We start from the raw sequence: 14,880 nt of genomic DNA, 5'->3' as shown, positions 1-14,880 counted from the left end.
GGAACTATTTTCCAATTATATTGACCAAGTTTCTGACACCGCGTTGAAAGCCGGTGCGGCGATACCTATAACGGTCGGATCGCATCCGCCGGCAGCCCCCACGGCGGTCGGATGTGTATGACGTAACGAACAACGAGGTTTTGATGCCCTGGAGCAATCAGAATGGCGGCGGCGGCCCTTGGGGCGGCGGCGGCGGTAACAATCAGGGACCATGGGGGCAGGGGCCGAACCGTCCACGCGGCGGTGGCGGCGGCAAGGGCGGTCCGCCTGATCTGGAGGATATCATACGGCGCGGGCAGGACCGGCTGCGCGGCTTCATTCCAGGTGGTTTCAACGGCGGTGTCGTTGCGATCATCGTGGCGGTCGTCGCGATCTTCTGGCTTTTCCAATGCATTTACGTTGTCCAGCCGGACGAACGCGGCGTTGAGCTGCGCTTCGGCGAGCCCAAGCAGGAGGTTTCCCTGCCGGGCCTGCATTTCCATTTCTGGCCGGTTGAAACCGTCGAGACGGTCAAGGTGACGGTGCAGCAGCTGAACATCGGCGCGACCACGGCAGGCTCTTCGAGCGGGCTGATGCTGTCGAGCGATAAGAGTGTCATCAACGTACAGTTCGCGGTCTTCTATACGATCAGCGATCCCAAGGCCTATCTTTTCGGTGTCGAAAATCCGGCTGAAACGCTGCAGCAGGTTTCCGACAGCGCCATGCGCGAAGTCGTCGGCCGGCGTCCGGCACTGGATGCGTTCCGCAGCAACCGCCAGCCGATCGAGACGCAGGTTCTCAACATCGTTCAGGATACGATGAACCGCTATGGCGCGGGCATTACCGTGACCGGCGTGACGATCCAGAACGTGGCGCCGCCACGCGAAGTCGCCGACTCCTTCGAAGAAGTGCAGCGTGCCGGTCGCGACCGCGACAGCACGATCGAGGATGCCAACCGTTATACGAACCAGAAGCTCGGTCAGGCACGAGGCGATGCTGCCCGTATCCGTGAAGACGCAGCCGCCTACAAGGATCGCGTCGTCAAGGAAGCGGAAGGTGAAGCACAGCGCTTTACAGCCATCAATGACGAATATTCGAAGGCTCCCGATGTGACGCGCAAGCGCCTGTTCCTGGAAACGATGGAGCAGGTCCTGAAGAACTCCAAGAAGGTCGTGATCGACGAAAAGCAGGGCGTCGTTCCCTACCTGCCGCTCAACGAAATCAATCGACCGGCGGCGGCACCGGCACGGCAGGGAGGTTGAACCATGGTATCGAACAGACTTCCCTTTATCCTGATCGCGCTCGCGGTCCTTCTCGTCATTCTTTATTCGTCGATCTTCGTGGTCAATGCACGTGAGCAGGCAATCGTCGTGCGCTTCGGTCAAATCCAGTCGGTGAAGACAGAGCCCGGCCTCTATTTCAAACTGCCGTTCGGCTTCATGGATGCCGACCGCGTGCAGTTCGTGGAAAAGCGGGCGCTCAGGCTCGACCTCGACAATATCCGCGTTCAGGTTCAGGACGGCCAGACCTTCGATGTCGACGCCTTCGTGATCTACAATATCTCGGATGTACGCCGTTTCCGCGAAACGGTCTCGGGCGACCGCGACGCTGCCGAGGCACGGCTGCGTGCGCAGCTCGATTCCTCGCTTCGTCGTGTCTACGGTCTGCGTGACTACAACGCGGCGCTTTCGGAAGAACGCGTGGCGATGATGCTCGAAATTCGCGACGATCTGCGCACCGATGCCGAAAACCTCGGCTTGCATATCGATGACGTCCGCATCCGCCGGACGGACCTTTCGCCGGAAGTGGCTCCGAACACCTACAACGCCATGCGCTCCGAGCGTCTGGCCGAGGCCGAGCGCATCCGCGCCGAGGGTAATGAAGAGGGCCAGCGCCGCCGGGCTGTCGCCGACCGCCAGGTCGTCGAGATCACTGCCGATGCGCAGCGCGATTCGGAAATCCTGCGTGGTCAGGGTGATGCGGAGCGCAACCGTATCTTTGCCGATTCCTTCGGCAAGGACCCGGCCTTCTTCGAGTTCTACCGCTCGATGGCCGCCTATTCCGCGGCACTGTCCTCGCAGGATACGACGCTGGTGCTTTCGCCGACCTCGCAGTTCTTCCGTTACTTCGAGAACGCGGACGGCAACCAGCCTGCTGCACCGGGCCAGGTCGGGGGCCTCGTGCCGCCTGCGGCCGCACAGCCGGCCGCTCCGGCACTGCCGGCGAACTGATGACAGACTGAATGCAGGACCTCCTCACCGGGCTTGCATTCTTCCTTATCATCGAGGGGCTGGTCTACGCACTGGCCCCTCGTTTCCTTGTCGAGATGGCGAAGCTTCTCCACACCGTTCCGGAGCGCCAGCTGAGGGTCTTCGGGCTTGCAGCGATAGCGCTCGGCGTTGCCTGTGTCTGGCTTTTGCGAGGTTAGAGCCTTTACTGGCCAGATTGCAGCATTCTGTTGGCTGAAACGGGCCGCCTGATCGACCGGCCGGCTTGGCCGTAGATCTGGGCTACGACGCGCGCCGGCCGGTCGACCTCTGGCCAGGAAAGGCTCTCAATCACATTCGCACGGGGATTTCTCGAAAAGGTGATTTCGCCCTCCATCATTCCGCCTTATGCTGATGCTGTATGTGCGCCTTTATCCCAGACGAGGAAGCTTGATGGCCCCCACGACTCGCTCGCCCTTCAGACGAACGCTCGCGCTGCTGGCCGGCACCGCCCTTCTGGCAAATGTTGGCGTAAGCAGTGTTGCGCATGCGCAAACCGCCCCCGCACCAGCGACACCTGAACAGGCAGCACCGGCCCCTGCGGCCCCTCAACCGACGCCGGTTTCCCCGGCTGCAGTCGCACCCGCTGCTCCGCCCATGCAGATGACGGCTCCGGTCAATGGTCCGGCTTCCGTCGCGGATCTCGCCGAAGGGTTGCTCGATGCCGTAGTCAATATCTCGACCTCGCAGAATGTGAAGGGTGACGAGGGCGCCGGTCCCGCACCGCGTGCGCCTGACGGCTCGCCCTTCCAGGAATTCTTCAACGACTTCTTCAACAAGCAGCAGGGCAACCGCGGCCCCAGCCACAATGTCAGCTCGCTCGGTTCCGGCTTCGTCATCGATCCCACCGGCTATATCGTCACGAACAACCACGTGATCGAGGGGGCCGACGACATCGAGATCAATTTCGCCAACGGTTCCAAGCTCAAGGCCAAGCTGATCGGAACAGATACCAAGACTGACCTTTCGGTGCTCAAGGTCGAGCCGAAGCAGCCGCTGAAATTCGTCAAGTTCGGTGATTCCAGCACGATGCGTATCGGCGATTGGGTCATGGCGATCGGCAACCCGTTCGGCTTCGGCGGATCGGTGACGGTCGGCATCATTTCGGGCCGCGGCCGCAACATCAATGCCGGCCCCTACGACAATTTCATCCAGACGGATGCGGCGATCAACAAGGGCAATTCCGGCGGCCCGCTCTTCAACATGAAGGGTGAAGTGATCGGCATCAACACCGCGATCATTTCTCCCTCGGGCGGCTCGATCGGTATCGGTTTCTCCGTGCCGTCGGAGCTTGCATCCGGCGTGGTCGAGCAGCTTCGCGAGTATGGTGAGACGCGCCGCGGCTGGCTCGGCGTGCGCATACAGCCGGTCACCGACGAAGTGGCCGACAGCCTCGGCCTCGACAGCGCCAGGGGCGCGCTGGTCGCCGGCGTCATCAAGGGCGGACCTGTCGATGACGGTTCGATCAAGGCCGGTGACGTCATCCTGAAATTCGACGGTAAGGCAGTCGCCGAGATGCGCGACCTGCCGCGCGTGGTGGCCGAAAGCCCTGTCGGTAAAGAGGTCGATGTCCTCGTGCTGCGCGACGGTAAGGAGCAGACCGTCAAGGTGACGCTCGGCCGTCTCGAAGACAGCGACCAGGCGGCTGCGGCCGGCGACAATTCGAGTGATGACGGTGTCATCAACCCCGATCCCGGCGAGAACAACGACATGGATGAACCGGATCAGGGCGACGATCAGGGGCAGGCCGCACCCGACGGACAGGACCCGCACCAGCAGGATCAAGGGCAAGACCAAAAGAGCCCGGATCAAAAGGGGCAGGATCAGGCAACTCCCGGCCAGGCTACCCCAAAGCATGTGCTCGGTCTTTCGCTCTCGCTGCTCAGTCCCGAAACCCGCAAGGCCTTCGGCATTGCCGAAAGCGTCGATGGTGTCGTCGTGACCGAGGTTGCACCGGGTTCGGCCGCTGCCGAGAAGGGGTTGAAGCCCGGTGACGTGATCGTCGAAGTGGCACAGGAATTCATGAAGTCACCGGATGCTGTCGCCAGTAAGGTGCAGACGCTGAAGCAGGAGGGCCGGCGCAATGCGCAGATGATGGTCGCTGCGGCCAATGGCGACTTGCGGTTCGTTGCGGTGCCGATGGAGTAGGTGTCGCCCGGCACAGGCAAGAAAAATCAAAGGAGCGGTTGGCCGCTCCTTTTTCATTTCAACAGTGCCCTATGGCTCAAATCGTCGCGAAATCCGTCTTGCGATAGCCCTGGATATAAAGCAGCGCCGTCAGGTCGCCGTGGTTGATCTGTATGTCGGCTTCGGCGGCCACAGTGGGTTTCGCGTGAAGCGCGACGCCGGAACCAGCCAGATGCAGCATGCCGAGGTCGTTGGCGCCGTCACCGACGGCGATGGCGTCTTGAGGGGAAATGCCGAGGCGGGCGGCGATGTCGTTGAGGGCGTCGACCTTGGCCTGCTTGCCGAGGATTGGCTCAGCGACATGGCCGGACAGCAGGCCGCCTTCTTCCAGCAGGATATTGGCTCGGTTCTCGTCGAAGCCGATAACGGCAGCGATGCGGCTCGTGAAGACCGTGAAGCCGCCGGAGACGAGGGCTGTGTAATAGCCTTTCGACTTCATGGTGGCGATGAGTTCGGGGCCGCCCGGTGTCAGGGTGATCCGCTTGGCGATGACCTCGTCGACGACCGAGATCGGAAGACCTTTCAGGAGGGCGACGCGTTCCCGCAACGCCGGCTCGAAAGCGATCTCGCCGTTCATGGCGCGGGCGGTGATGGCGGCAACCTTGTCCTTGAGGCCGACTTCGGCAGCGAGTTCGTCGATGCATTCCTGGCCGATCATGGTCGAATCCATATCGGCAATCAGCATCTTCTTGCGGCGGGTTTCCTGTTCCTGGATGACGAGGTCGATCGGGTTGCCGGCGATGGCGGCGAGCAGATTGGCCTCGGCTGCTTGGCCGTCGGAGCCGTCAGCGAGTACGATATCGCAGGCAATGCCATCCGCCAGCCAATAGAGCCCGGATGCCTTGACGGCGCCGGCGGCACGCTCGGCGATCTCAGGCGAAAGAACGGGGTTTGACGGATTGGCAACAAGCGTGGCAACGAGGGCCATGATGGAAAACCTTCTGAGCTCTGTGAACGCGATCCTGATAACCGGGCCGACTGCGAGCGGCAAGTCCGCACTGGCCGTGGAGCTCGCCAAACAGCATGGCGGCGTGGTGATCAATGCCGACAGCATGCAGGTCTATGACACGCTGCGGGTGCTGACGGCGCGACCGTCCGAGGAGGATATGGGAGGCGTACCGCATTACCTTTACGGTCATGTGCCGGCGGGGGCGACTTATTCGACCGGTGCCTGGCTGCGGGATGTGGTGGCGCTCTTGCCGCGCATCCGTGCAGAGGGAAAGCTGCCGGTCTTCGTCGGCGGCACTGGGCTTTATTTCAAGGCGCTGACGGGCGGGTTATCGGAAATGCCCGTCATTCCCGAGGAAATAAGGCAGCGGTTGCGCGCACGGCTTCTGGAGGAAGGATCGGAGGGTCTGTATGAGGAGCTTGCGAAGGTTGATCCCGCCATGGCCGAGAGCCTGAACGTACAGGACGGGCAGAGGATCGTGCGGGCGCTTGAGGTTTTCGAGGCGACGAGCCAGTCGATTGCGCAATTCCAGGGGCAGGCGGGGCCTGTCGTCGTCGATCCACACACGGCGCGTAAGATCGTCGTGCTGCCGGATCGCGCCGTGCTGCACCAGCGGATCAACGGACGTTTCGAGAAAATGCTGGAGCAGGGGGCGGAAGACGAGGTGAGGGCGCTACTGGCGCTTAATCTTCCCCCGGAAATGCCGGTCATGAAGGCAATCGGCGTGTCGCAGATCGCGGCGATGCTGCATGGCGAGATGAGCCGCGCCGAGGTGATCGAGCGCGGGGCGGCCGCGACACGGCAATATGCCAAGCGGCAGATGACCTGGTTCCGCAATCAGATGGATGAAAGCTGGGAGCGGCTTTCGCCTTAGCGCTAAAGCGACACATGCTTCGCGCCCGCAAACGGTTACAATGATCCTCGAATCATGATCAAGGGAGTTATGGGGGCCGGCATGAACAATTTTCTCGCAAAGACACTTTCTTCGATCAACGCCTTGATCGCTATCGTCATACTCGCCTTTTCCACGCTTTCGGGTGCGACCGCTGCTGCGGCGCAGGGCGGATCGGGCATGTTCATCGTCGGAGGAATTTTGGGCGCCATCGGCGGCATCGTGGTTGCGGCACTGATCTGCGGCACCATCGCCTTCCTGGCGCTGATCGAGCGGCATCTTTCCGAAATCGCAGCGGCGACGCGCCAGCAGCGTTCGTGAACCGCCCTTAATCCTTATCGTAAAGGCTGCTCAGCGGCTTCTTCAGGATGCTTTCGCGCAGCGACATCCCGCCTTCGCGGCGTGGTGATGTCTGCTCGCCGAAGACCGGCCTCGGCTGTTCGTCGCGGCGCATTTCGCGGCGCAGCGCTTCCAGGCGTGCGTCGATGGAGGTCTGCGGCGAAAGTGGCGGGGGCTCAGGATGCGGCGCGCGGCTCTGCGGCAGCAGGGCGGGGCGATAGGGTTCGAGCGGCGCCTCTGCTGTTGATGGAGCGGCATAGGGCCGATCGGCCGCGTCGTCGACGAAGCCGTCTTCCGTCTCGAAACTGTCTGTCATGGCTGACGTGTAGCTCTGCTGGAAGGTGGAGATATCGGGGCCGGATGTGATCGCCCGCATGCGGGTAACGATGCGGCGCAGGTCGACGGTGTCGGGATCATCCTCGGCATGTTTGCTGGTAGCGCTGTGGGCCTTCGGCAGCAGGTTTTCATCGACGCGCAGGAAGCGCATGCGCATCGGCACCCGGATTGCCTCGCCGAACGCGATTGCTTCTCCGTTGCCGATCGAGGAGATGAAGCTCGTCGTCGAGATCGAGGAGTTGGGAATGGCCGAGCGGATGATTTCCTGGTCGCGATCGTTGGCAAGGCGCATGGCAAACAGCGTCGAACACTGCGACAGGATCGTCTGGTCGAGTTCGCCGGGGCGCTGGGTGATGATGCCGAGCGATACGCCGTATTTACGGCCTTCCTTGGCGATACGGGCAATCGCCTGCCGCGTCGGCACGAAGCCGAGGGTCGGGTCTGACGGTATGTAGCGGTGCGCTTCCTCGCAGACGACCAGCATATGGATGGCGCCTTCGCTCCAGAGCGCAATTTCGAAGGCCATGCGGCATAGCACCGAGGCAACGGAATTGACGACCTCGGAGGGGATGCCGGCAAGCTGGAAGGTGCAGATCGGCCTGTTGTCGCCGGGAATGCGGAAGATCTGCGCGATGGTCTCCGTGATCGTGTCGCTGATCGTATTGCTGGAGAACATGAAGTGATAGCGCGGATCGTTGATCGCGGCGATGATGCGCATCTTCAAGGAGCGCAGGAACGGCTTTTCAGCGCGGCCTTCCAGCCTGCCGATGCGCTCGTCGATGAGGGCGAGCAGATCGGCGATGCGGTAGGGCACCGGTGTATCGGCCGTGATCGAACTCTTTTCCGTCTGGCGGCGCACTAGCGAACTGTCGCTGCCGCGGAAGGCGCGTTTGGCCTCCGGCAGGATATCGCGCAGCATGTCGAGCTCTTCCGGCACCGGCGGGCGACCGCGGAAGACGACCTCGGCGAATTCTTCGAGCCGCATCAGCCAGAAGGGCAGGTCAAGCGTATCCGTATCGATAGTGACGGCGTGCTTGGGAAAGGCCGCGGCAAATTCGTTGTGCGGATCGAGGATCAGCACGCGCAGCTTCGGATCGGCCTCGATCGCCTTGTGCAACAGCAGCGAGACGGCGGTCGACTTGCCGACGCCGGTCGAGCCGACGACGGCGAAATGTTTCGACAGCATCGAGGGGACATGGATCGCCGCGTCGATGCTTTCATCCTGCGTGAGATTGCCGATGACGGCGGTGGCGCCCTTGCCGGCATCATAGATGCGCATGAGGTCGGCGGCGCGGATGCGGTGGGCGATGGCGCCGAGATAGGGGTAGCGTGAAATGCCGGTCGAGAATTCCTCGCGGCCATCTTCCTCGACACGGACTTCGCCGAGCAGTTCCGTCTCGATGCGGAAGATGTTGTCCTGGCCTTCGCCCCAGCCCTGATTGCCGGTATTCATGGAATAGACGAGGGCGACGACGCGATTCCTGCCGACGCTGATCGAAATCAGCCGGCCGACGGACCACAATTCCGTGAGATCGGTGCCGCCAGATTCTGCCACGGCGGCGATGGTGGCGCGCGATCCGCTGCATGCAACGACACGCCCGAGAAACCGATTTCCCGGTGCGAGGCTATCGCGGCGATCCTGCTCGCCTGCTTTGCCTGTCGTCATCATGTCGTTGTTGAGCAAAGGGTTACTCCCTGCATTAACGCACAGGATATAATCGATCCTTTAACAAATCCTTCAGCCTCCATTGGATGCTTGGCAGCTTTGATGGGCTGCCGATTTTTTATTGCGGAATGCGTTGACGCTGCGAAATTTTCTGTCTATCAATTCCGCCCATGACAATTTCGAACGTTCTTATCGTGGTGGGAAAGCGCATGGGCAGGATGGTGTAACCATCCGGCGATAGCCACCCATGCGCTAGACGAAGGCTCCTCAGGGGCCTTTTTTTATGCCCGAAATCAGGGCTTCCGGCCACAAACTCAATCCCCAGCATCAACGGAACAGACACATGGCGAGCACGGACAATCAAACGGACAGCAATCGGATGACGGGAGCGGAAATCGTTCTGCGTGCGCTGAAGGACAATGGCGTCGAGCACATCTTCGGCTATCCCGGCGGCGCTGTTCTGCCGATCTATGACGAGATCTTCCAGCAGGAAGACGTCAAGCACATCCTCGTTCGCCATGAGCAGGGGGCCGGCCATGCGGCCGAAGGTTATGCCCGTTCCACCGGCAAGGTCGGCGTCATGCTGGTAACGTCAGGTCCCGGCGCCACCAATGCGGTCACGCCGTTGCAGGATGCGCTGATGGATTCCATTCCGCTCGTTTGCCTGACGGGCCAGGTTCCGACCTCGCTCATCGGTTCGGACGCCTTCCAGGAATGCGACACCGTCGGCATCACGCGCCCCTGCACCAAGCACAACTGGCTGGTCAAGGATGTCAACGAGCTCGCCGCCGTCATCCATGAAGCCTTCCGGATTGCGCAGTCGGGCCGTCCTGGCCCCGTCGTCGTCGATATCCCGAAGGATGTTCAGTTCGCCACAGGCACCTACACGCCGCCGGCCGATCATGCGATCCAGAAGAGCTACCAGCCGAAGATCCAGGGCGACCTGAACCAGATCCATGCAGCAATCGAAATGATGGCGAATGCCCGCCGGCCGATCTTTTATACCGGTGGTGGTGTCATCAATTCCGGTCCGGAAGCCTCCCGCATGCTGCGCGAACTGGTCGAACTCACCGATTTCCCGATCACTTCGACGCTGATGGGTCTCGGCGCCTATCCGGCATCCGGCAAGAACTGGCTGAAGATGCTCGGCATGCACGGCTCCTACGAGGCCAACATGGCGATGCATGATTGCGACGTCATGGTCTGCATCGGCGCCCGCTTCGACGACCGCATCACGGGCCGCCTCAACGCCTTCTCGCCGAATTCCAAGAAGATCCATATCGATATCGACCCGTCCTCGATCAACAAGAACGTTCGCGTCGATCTCGGCATCCGCGGCGATGTCGGCCATATCCTGGAAGATATGATTCGCCTGTGGCGAGCGCTGCCGAAGAAGCCGGAAAAGAGCCGTCTCGATGCATGGTGGGGCGATATCGCCCGCTGGCGCGCGCGCAACTCCTTCGCCTATACCAGGAGCAGCGACGTGATCATGCCGCAATATGCGCTGGAGCGTCTCTTCGCCCTGACAAAGGATCGCGACACCTACATCACGACGGAAGTCGGCCAGCACCAGATGTGGGCGGCGCAGTTCTTCGGCTTCGAACAGCCGAACCGCTGGATGACTTCGGGCGGCCTGGGAACGATGGGTTACGGCCTGCCGGCAGCGCTCGGCGTACAGATCGCCCATCCGGAAAGCCTCGTCATCGATATTGCCGGCGATGCCTCGATCCAGATGTGCATCCAGGAAATGTCGGCGGCGATCCAGCACAATGCGCCGATCAAGATCTTCATCATGAACAACCAGTACATGGGCATGGTGCGCCAGTGGCAGCAGCTCCTGCATGGCAACCGCCTGTCCAACTCCTATACGGAGGCGATGCCCGATTTCGTGAAGCTGGCCGAAGCCTATGGTGCGGTCGGCCTGCGCTGCGAGAAGCCCGACGATCTCGACGCAACCATCCAGGAGATGATCGACGTCAAGAAGCCAGTCATCTTCGATTGCCGCGTCGCCAATCTCGCCAACTGCTTCCCGATGATCCCCTCGGGCAAGGCCCATAACGAAATGCTGCTGCCGGACGAAGCCACGGACGAAGCGGTCGCCAACGCGATCGACGCCAAGGGCCGTCAGCTAGTATAACAATCAGGTAGGAAACCCAGGATCATGAACGCACACCTTCAACCGACCGGCTCTGCCTACTTCATCTCGCCGGAAACGGCAGCCGTCGAGAGCCATACGCTCTCGGTGCTCGTCGATAACGAGCCGGGCGTGCTCGCCCGCGTCATCGGCCTGTTTTCCGGCCGCGGCTACAATATCGAAAGCCTCACGGTTTCGGAGACGGAGCATGCGGCGCACCTGTCGCGCATTACCGTCGTTACCCGCGGCACGCCGCAGGTGCTGGAGCAGATCAAGGCGCAGCTCGAACGCATCGTGCCCGTCCATCGCGTCGTGGACCTGACGGTGCGTGCCCGCGAACTCGGCCAGGACCGGCCGATCGAGCGGGAAGTGGCACTGCTCAAGGTGATCGGCAACGGCGAGACGCGTGCCGAAACGCTGCGCCTGGCCGATGCCTTTCACGCCAAGGTGGTGGATGCGACGGTCGACCACTTCATACTGGAGATCACCGGCAAGTCCTCGAAGATCGACCAGTTCATCGCGATCATGAAGCCGCTCGGTCTCATCGAAGTCTGCCGCACCGGCATTGCGGCGATGAATCGCGGCGCGCAGGGCATGTAGGAACTACAGCCCGGGCATGTGATCCGATACTCCCATTGCGAGAATATGGCTAACGCCGTTGGGGTCAGAGCATCTCCAGCGGCGTTTTCTTCGCCGGGGGCGGGAAGACCTCGTCGAGGGCTTCCCAGTCCTCGTCGGTGATATCGAGGGAGACGCAGCCGCGGTTCTCGCGGGCGCGCTCGATGTTCGACGTCTTGGGGATGACGAAGACACCGTCGCGTTCCAGCAGGAAAGCGAGCGCCAGTTGCGCCGGGGTCGCCTGATAGGCCTTGGCGATATGGATCAGGTCGGGATGGTGCAGCACGCGGCCCTGTTCTATCGGCGAATAGGCCATGATCGGGACGTTGCGGCCCTGGCACCAGGGCAGGAGATCGTATTCTATGCCGCGGCGGGCGAGATTGTAGAGAACCTGATTGGCGGCGACATTCTGCCCGCCGGGCACGGAAAGCAGTTCCTGCATATCGTCGGTATCGAAATTGGAGACGCCCCAGGCGCGGATCTTGCCGGCGGCTTTCAGTGTCTCAAAGGCTTCGACGGTCTCGGTGAGCGGATAGTTGCCGCGCCAATGCAGGAGATAAAGGTCGATGCGGTCGGTGCCGAGGCGCTCGAGACTGCCTTCGCAGGCGGTGATCGTGCCGGTGCGGCTCGCATTCCAGGGATAGACCTTGCTGACGATGAAGGTTTCGTCACGGCGGCCCTTGATTGCCTGTCCGACGATTTCTTCGGCTCCGCCGTCACCGTACATTTCGGCGGTATCGATCATCGTCATGCCGAGATCGAGGCCGGCCTGGAGGCTTGCGATCTCTTGCTTCGCATGGCCGGCATCCTCTCCCATGCCCCAGGTGCCCTGGCCGAGCGCGGGGACCTCGGTGCCGTCGGGGAAGGTGATGGTGGGGATCGGGTCGTCCATGGCAGTTCTGGTCCTACACGTGCTCAGCAGACTATCAGGTAATCCTGTCACCATGACAACAATGTTATGGCCGCTGTGGTTTAGGGCAGTTAAGCTGACCTAAATCCAATAGGCCGCCGCATCATCGACAAGCGCGGTGTGGGGAGGTTTCATGCCGCTGGATACGTTTCTGGCACTGCTGCTTTTTGCCTTCACGACCTCGATCACGCCGGGGCCGAACAACATGATGCTCTTCGCCTCGGGTGTGAACTTCGGCTTCCGCCGCACTATCCCGCATATGCTGGGCATCGGGGCGGGTTTCCTGTCTCTGCTGCTCGGCGTGGGGTTGGGGCTCGGCGCGCTGCTGCATACGGTGCCGGCGGTCTATATCACGCTGAAATTTGCCGGCGGAGCCTATCTCGTCTGGATCGCCTGGAAGATCGCGACGTCGCGTTCCCTCAGCGAAGGCAAGAGTGGGGTGAAGCCCATGTCCTTTCTCGGCGCTGCAGCTTTCCAGTGGGTCAATCCGAAGGCCTGGGTCATGGCGGTGACGGCCATGGCGACCTACACCAACCCGCAGCTCTACATGATCAGCGTGCTGCTCGTCGGCCTCGCCTTTGCGGCGGTCAACGTGCCCTCCGTTTCCACCTGGGCAGGCTTTGGTTCGGCGCTGCGTGAGTGGCTGTCCGATCCGGCAAGGCTCAAATGGTTCAATATCACGATGGCGGTGCTGCTCGTGCTCAGCCTCTGGCCGATGCTAAAATAGCGTCGGCTTGGTCAGCATCAACAAGAGAATGCCGAGTACGGCGAAGAAGGCCGGGAAGCCGAAGGCGAACCAGATGCGGTAGAGGCTGAAATAGGCCGGCGGCAGGGTCGTGCCAGCGGCGGCGGCGGTGCGCGCCAGATTGCGCAGCCGGATCTGGATCCAGACGACGGGCAGCCAGAAGATGCCGGTCACGACATAGAGCAACAGCGACAGCACAATCCAGCTTTCGGTCAGGTCCCAGCCGATGATGCGGGCGAGAAGATAGCCCGTCACCGGCTGGAGGATGGCCGCTGTGGCCGTGAATATCGTATCGGCGATGACGACCGTGCCGGCGACATGGGCGATCAGCGCGGGTTCGCGGGTGCGGTGGGCCATCACCATGAAGAAGGCGATGCCGGCGCCGGTGCCGAAGAGCACGGTTGCGCCGACCACATGGGCAAGAAGCAGCAGCTCGGCGAGCATCAGCGTTCATCCAGAATGGCAAGGGCTGCAAGCGTCAGCAGCAGGGACGGCAGCACCTTGACGAGCGGGCCGAGCGGATCGAGCCAGAGGGCGGGCTCCAGCACCGTGCCGCCCAGGAGATAGGCGAGGGAGACGGCGAGCATGCCTATGATGGCGCGGCGAGCAAAGGGTCGGAAGAGCACAGCGGCGCCGAGCGCCACATCGATCAGGCAGGTTGTCATCGTCAGCGCCATCGCGGCGCTCAAGGGCATGAAGGGCAGGAAGTGGGCGCTCGCCTGGCTCGGAGCCAGAAGCGGGATCAGGCCGGAGAGAAGCCAAAAGAGCGACAGGCCGGCAATGATGGGCGCCTTCAGGAGATAGAGGCGAGCGAACCACAAGTCCTGAACGCCCGAGGGATTGGCGGCGAGCGTCGCGGCGGCCGAGAGGGCGGGAAGGCCTGACGGCGTCCGGCGGTTCATGCTGACACCTTCGGACATGACGGTCATGGCGGTGGAGCGCAGCGGCGAGCGCCAGCCGAGATGGCCGGCGATATCGGCAAGCCATGTGACCGGCCTTGCCACCGCCGGTGGGACGGAAAGGACCGGAGCATCCGGCAGGCCGAGCCAAGCGCGGTGCAGCCTGACGAGATCAGCGAGCGTGTGCCGCTCCTCGGCGGCCAGTTCGATGTCGCTGCCGGAGGGCAGCGTTCCGGAAATCGCGGCTGAGACTGCGGTGGCGACATCTTCGGCGGCGACGGTTTCGACTGGGCTATCGGCATGGATGAGCGGCAGGGCAAGCGGGAAGGATGCGAGTGCGCGCAGAAGTGCGGTGCCGCCATGGGCGTTGCGACCGAGCACGAGGGACGGGCGGAGGATGACGTAAGGCAGGCCGGATGCCGCAAGCGCCTTATCGGCAACACGCTTGGTGGCGAGAAAGGGCAGGTCGCTGCCGGCGCCATCCGTTCGGGCGGAGATCTGGATAATTAGAGTCGAGGCGGGTTTTGCGGCGGCATAAAGGGCAAGCATGGCCTCGGTCTGGGTGGCCGAGAGGTCGTCGGCGAGGCTATCCTGCAAGGCACCGGCGCAATTAACGACGGCATGCTTGCCATCGAGGATGTCGCGCCAGTCTTCGGGTCGCGTCATCTGGGAGAGATCGGCGCGATGCCAGCGGATGCCGGGTTGTCTGCGTGCTGCGCGGGCGGCATTTCGTCCGAGGCCGCTGACGACATGGCCCTCGGCGGCGAGACGTGCCGCGACGACGGAGCCGATAAAACCTGTTGCGCCGAGAATCAGGATGTTCATGACAGCGAGCGTAGCGCAAAAGGTTTAAGGTCTCGGAAGGGCTTGGCGGGCTTGTGGCATATGTTTAGAACGATGGGCGAAGTGTTTCGAGAGAGGGGACGGCGTTGCCTCATCCGCCTTCTCCCCGAGCGGGG

14 protein-coding genes are annotated in these 14,880 nt (G+C 62.2%); 9 read left to right on the top strand and 5 right to left on the bottom strand.

Annotated elements, in window-relative coordinates; all coding sequences use genetic code 11:
- Window positions 1–143: 143 nt before the first annotated feature.
- The 4 genes from hflK to ACK9YZ_RS13380 all read left to right on the top strand — a co-directional run bounded on the left by hflK (window position 144) and on the right by ACK9YZ_RS13380 (window position 4,394).
- On the top strand, window positions 144–1,241 hold the full coding sequence (gene hflK, locus ACK9YZ_RS13395; protein WP_216755159.1) for an FtsH protease activity modulator HflK: 1,098 nt from the start codon (window positions 144–146) through the stop codon (window positions 1,239–1,241).
- Between the two features lie 3 nt (window positions 1,242–1,244).
- Window positions 1,245–2,210 carry a protease modulator HflC gene (hflC, locus tag ACK9YZ_RS13390; RefSeq protein ID WP_416064156.1) on the top strand — a complete coding sequence of 322 codons (966 nt, stop codon included), beginning with the start codon at window positions 1,245–1,247 and terminating at the stop codon, window positions 2,208–2,210.
- An 11-nt stretch (window positions 2,211–2,221) separates the two neighbouring features.
- The gene (locus ACK9YZ_RS13385; RefSeq protein WP_416064155.1) at window positions 2,222–2,407 is read left to right on the top strand and encodes a DUF2065 domain-containing protein; all 186 of its coding nucleotides are present in this window, start codon (window positions 2,222–2,224) and stop codon (window positions 2,405–2,407) included.
- A 232-nt stretch (window positions 2,408–2,639) separates the two neighbouring features.
- Complete coding sequence (locus ACK9YZ_RS13380) at window positions 2,640–4,394, top strand: Do family serine endopeptidase (RefSeq protein ID WP_416064154.1); 1,755 nt, start codon at window positions 2,640–2,642, stop codon at window positions 4,392–4,394.
- Window positions 4,395–4,470: 76 nt separating this feature from the next.
- Here the strand turns inward: ACK9YZ_RS13380 and serB are convergent, their stop codons facing one another.
- Complete coding sequence (gene serB, locus ACK9YZ_RS13375; RefSeq protein ID WP_416064153.1) at window positions 4,471–5,361, bottom strand: phosphoserine phosphatase SerB; 891 nt, start codon at window positions 5,359–5,361, stop codon at window positions 4,471–4,473.
- On the opposite strand from serB, the gene miaA reads away from it, so the two are divergent.
- Window positions 5,360–6,256: a tRNA (adenosine(37)-N6)-dimethylallyltransferase MiaA gene (gene miaA / locus ACK9YZ_RS13370; protein WP_416064152.1), complete on the top strand. Its 897-nt coding sequence runs from the start codon at window positions 5,360–5,362 to the stop codon at window positions 6,254–6,256. The two genes, serB and miaA, sit on opposite strands and share 2 nt — an antisense overlap.
- Window positions 6,257–6,337: 81 nt before the next feature.
- Window positions 6,338–6,595 carry a hypothetical protein gene (locus ACK9YZ_RS13365; protein ID WP_216755153.1) on the top strand — a complete coding sequence of 86 codons (258 nt, stop codon included), beginning with the start codon at window positions 6,338–6,340 and terminating at the stop codon, window positions 6,593–6,595.
- A 7-nt stretch (window positions 6,596–6,602) separates the two neighbouring features.
- Here the strand turns inward: ACK9YZ_RS13365 and ACK9YZ_RS13360 are convergent, their stop codons facing one another.
- On the bottom strand, window positions 6,603–8,633 hold the full coding sequence (locus ACK9YZ_RS13360) for an ATP-binding protein (protein ID WP_416064151.1): 2,031 nt from the start codon (window positions 8,631–8,633) through the stop codon (window positions 6,603–6,605).
- A 325-nt stretch (window positions 8,634–8,958) separates the two neighbouring features.
- Here ACK9YZ_RS13360 and ACK9YZ_RS13355 point away from each other — a divergent pair, with 325 nt between their 5' ends.
- Together ACK9YZ_RS13355 and ilvN are read left to right on the top strand one after the other, a co-directional pair.
- The gene (locus ACK9YZ_RS13355) at window positions 8,959–10,752 is read left to right on the top strand and encodes an acetolactate synthase 3 large subunit (protein ID WP_416064150.1); all 1,794 of its coding nucleotides are present in this window, start codon (window positions 8,959–8,961) and stop codon (window positions 10,750–10,752) included.
- Between the two features lie 24 nt (window positions 10,753–10,776).
- On the top strand, window positions 10,777–11,349 hold the full coding sequence (ilvN, locus tag ACK9YZ_RS13350; protein WP_183736022.1) for an acetolactate synthase small subunit: 573 nt from the start codon (window positions 10,777–10,779) through the stop codon (window positions 11,347–11,349).
- Window positions 11,350–11,413: 64 nt separating this feature from the next.
- Here ilvN and ACK9YZ_RS13345 read toward each other — a convergent pair whose 3' ends face one another.
- Entirely contained in the window at window positions 11,414–12,259 is an 846-nt protein-coding gene (locus tag ACK9YZ_RS13345) for an aldo/keto reductase (protein WP_416064149.1), read from the bottom strand.
- Between the two features lie 151 nt (window positions 12,260–12,410).
- Here ACK9YZ_RS13345 and ACK9YZ_RS13340 point away from each other — a divergent pair, with 151 nt between their 5' ends.
- Window positions 12,411–13,004, top strand: coding sequence for a LysE family translocator (locus tag ACK9YZ_RS13340; RefSeq protein WP_216755149.1), 594 nt, complete (start codon window positions 12,411–12,413; stop codon window positions 13,002–13,004).
- Here ACK9YZ_RS13340 and ACK9YZ_RS13335 read toward each other — a convergent pair.
- Together ACK9YZ_RS13335 and ACK9YZ_RS13330 are read right to left on the bottom strand one after the other, a co-directional pair.
- A complete protein-coding gene (locus tag ACK9YZ_RS13335; protein WP_416064148.1) occupies window positions 12,996–13,466 on the bottom strand; it encodes a DUF2269 family protein in 471 nt (156 codons plus the stop codon). The genes ACK9YZ_RS13340 and ACK9YZ_RS13335 overlap by 9 nt on opposite strands.
- Window positions 13,466–14,746, bottom strand: a complete 1,281-nt coding sequence (locus ACK9YZ_RS13330; RefSeq protein ID WP_416064147.1) for an SDR family oxidoreductase — start codon at window positions 14,744–14,746, stop codon at window positions 13,466–13,468. Before ACK9YZ_RS13330 ends, ACK9YZ_RS13335 begins: the two co-directional genes overlap by 1 nt.
- Between the last annotated feature and the right edge of the window lie 134 nt (window positions 14,747–14,880).

Source organism: Rhizobium sp. ZK1 (assembly GCF_047782645.1).
In the GTDB taxonomy this organism is placed as follows: Bacteria; Pseudomonadota; Alphaproteobacteria; order Rhizobiales; family Rhizobiaceae; genus Rhizobium.
Note: the sequence above shows the minus strand (reverse complement) of the source record. Positions and strands in the feature narration are given on the sequence as shown.

Bases quoted from the DNA above. Each gene is read 5' to 3' on its own strand.
- hflK (WP_216755159.1), top strand. From the start codon at position 144: ATGCCCTGGAGCAATCAGAATGGCGGCGGCGGCCCTTGGGGCGGCGGC.
- hflC (WP_416064156.1), top strand. From the start codon at position 1,245: ATGGTATCGAACAGACTTCCCTTTATCCTGATCGCGCTCGCGGTCCTT.
- ACK9YZ_RS13385 (WP_416064155.1), top strand. From the start codon at position 2,222: ATGCAGGACCTCCTCACCGGGCTTGCATTCTTCCTTATCATCGAGGGG.
- ACK9YZ_RS13380 (WP_416064154.1), top strand. From the start codon at position 2,640: ATGGCCCCCACGACTCGCTCGCCCTTCAGACGAACGCTCGCGCTGCTG.
- miaA (WP_416064152.1), top strand. From the start codon at position 5,360: ATGATGGAAAACCTTCTGAGCTCTGTGAACGCGATCCTGATAACCGGG.
- serB (WP_416064153.1), bottom strand. From the start codon at position 5,361: ATGGCCCTCGTTGCCACGCTTGTTGCCAATCCGTCAAACCCCGTTCTT.
- ACK9YZ_RS13365 (WP_216755153.1), top strand. From the start codon at position 6,338: ATGAACAATTTTCTCGCAAAGACACTTTCTTCGATCAACGCCTTGATC.
- ACK9YZ_RS13355 (WP_416064150.1), top strand. From the start codon at position 8,959: ATGGCGAGCACGGACAATCAAACGGACAGCAATCGGATGACGGGAGCG.
- ilvN (WP_183736022.1), top strand. From the start codon at position 10,777: ATGAACGCACACCTTCAACCGACCGGCTCTGCCTACTTCATCTCGCCG.
- ACK9YZ_RS13345 (WP_416064149.1), bottom strand. From the start codon at position 12,259: ATGGACGACCCGATCCCCACCATCACCTTCCCCGACGGCACCGAGGTC.
- ACK9YZ_RS13340 (WP_216755149.1), top strand. From the start codon at position 12,411: ATGCCGCTGGATACGTTTCTGGCACTGCTGCTTTTTGCCTTCACGACC.
- ACK9YZ_RS13335 (WP_416064148.1), bottom strand. From the start codon at position 13,466: ATGCTCGCCGAGCTGCTGCTTCTTGCCCATGTGGTCGGCGCAACCGTG.
- ACK9YZ_RS13330 (WP_416064147.1), bottom strand. From the start codon at position 14,746: ATGAACATCCTGATTCTCGGCGCAACAGGTTTTATCGGCTCCGTCGTC.